The sequence below is a fragment of the Streptomyces sp. NPDC052101 genome, assembly GCF_040680235.1.
In the GTDB taxonomy this organism is placed as follows: domain Bacteria; phylum Actinomycetota; class Actinomycetes; order Streptomycetales; family Streptomycetaceae; genus Streptomyces.
This window is the reverse complement of record NZ_JBFAWH010000121.1, coordinates 1-1,716: the sequence shown is the minus strand read 5'-3', so window position 1 is coordinate 1,716 and position 1,716 is coordinate 1. Positions and strand designations below refer to the sequence as shown.

The following is a 1,716-nucleotide window of genomic DNA, read 5'->3' as shown; positions in this document are numbered from 1 at the left end:
GGCACGGCCTCCCGCGAGACCGACAAGCTCGCCGGTCTTCCCCGGCCGGGGTCAGGTCCCGTAAGCGGGAGATCCCGAGTCGGTGCAGCCACCGTCCCACGGTACGAAGACACACCCGGTGGCCCTCGGAGACGAGGTGGTGATGGATGCGCCGTGCGGACCACTTGCGCTCCCGCCGCAGGGCGTGGATCTGGGCGACCAGGACCGGGTCGAGCTGGGCAGGTGAACGGTGCGGCCGGCTGGGCAGGTCCTGAAGGCCGGCTTCTCCCTGGGCGCGGTAGCGGGCGACCCAAGTGGCCACCGTGGGCCGGCTCACCCGGAACTCGGCGGCCACGTGGGCCTGCGGGATCCCGTCGTGCAGGTGGCGGTGGACCATCCTGAGACGGCCGGTCGGGGTCAGGGGTGCGTTAGCGTGAGTCATGAGTGGGTCTTCTCGGGCAGGTCGGTGGTGTAGGAACTTCCATCCTGCGGGAGAGGCCCACTCGTCTCATCTCAGCCCGTACCCCGTGGCAAGAACCTCATGACCCACAACACCTAGGGCATGTCTGACAATCGTTTGGACCATGCGATCACAGCATTCAGCACCACAGCGGACCGGTAGACGATCGCGTACTTGTCATACCGGGTCGCCAGACCCCGCCACTGCTTCAGGTGCGCGTACTGACGCTCGATGACGTTGCGGCCCTTGTAGGCGTCCGCGTCGAGGCTGACGGGGCGCCCGCCGCGGGCACCGCGCCGTCTGCGGTGGCCCTGCTGGTCGGCCGGTTCGGGGATGACCGCTTTGATCCCACGGGCACGTAGGTGGGTGCGGATCGCCCGGGAGGAGTACGCCTTATCGCCCAGCACGGCCTCGGGGCGGGTCCGGGGCCGCCCTACTGGCCGGGTCACGCGCAGCTGCGCCAGAAGAGGAAGCAGCATCGGGGAGTCCCCTGCCTGGCCGGGGGTGATCAGGCTGACCAGCGGCAGCCCGGTCCCGTCCACGAGCTGATGGATCTTCGTGCTCAGCCCGCCACGGGAGCGCCCGATGCCGTGATCGGCCGGCTCCTCACGCGGATTCTTGTAGTTCGATCCATCCCCCTGTGTGGCGGGTGATGTTCGTCGCGTGCTGGTGGGCGCGGGCGATCGTGGAGTCCACCGAGACCGACCAATCGATCAGGCCTTCGGCGTCAGCGGCGGCGGTCAGCGTGGCCAGCACCGTGTCCCATGTGCCCTCTTCGGCCAAGCGCCGATGCCAGGTCCACACGGTCTGCCAGGGCCCGTAGACCTCGGGCAGATCCCTCCAAGCGATTCCGCACCTGTATCGGTAGATGATCGCCTCCACCATGGTGCGGGCGTCGGCGAACGGCCTGCCGGCGCGGCCGGTCCGGGTCGGGAGCATCGGGGCGATCAACTCCCATTGGGTGTCAGAGAGCATCTGGAACCGGGACATGTCCCCAGGGTCTCAGCTGACTCGTGCATCTATTCTCAGACACGCCCTAGGGGGCCGTGGGGTGGCCGGGGCTTGCCCTCGGTCGACGACGACGTACCTTGGAAGGAGGACACACATCCTGTGTCACACCCCTCTCACGTTTCGGAGCATCCCATGTCAGAGTCCACGTCGGCAGCGCCCCAGCCGTCCCAGTCCGTCCCCTCCCGCCGCCGAGTCGCCAGCAGCCTCGCGTGGGCGGTGCCGACCGTCGTCGCCGCCGCCGCTGCCCCCGCCGAGGCGGCCAGCCC

Annotated in this window: 1 protein-coding gene and 1 pseudogene; both read right to left on the bottom strand. The window is 69.1% G+C overall.

Annotated elements, in window-relative coordinates; all coding sequences use genetic code 11:
- Positions 1–421 (bottom strand): leucine zipper domain-containing protein (locus AB0L75_RS44155; RefSeq protein ID WP_365191933.1); only part of this gene is annotated, 421 nt, incomplete at its 3' end.
- 113 nt (positions 422–534) lie between these two features.
- A pseudogene (locus AB0L75_RS44150) lies at positions 535–1,429 on the bottom strand (IS5 family transposase).
- Positions 1,430–1,716: the final 287 nt, after the last annotated feature.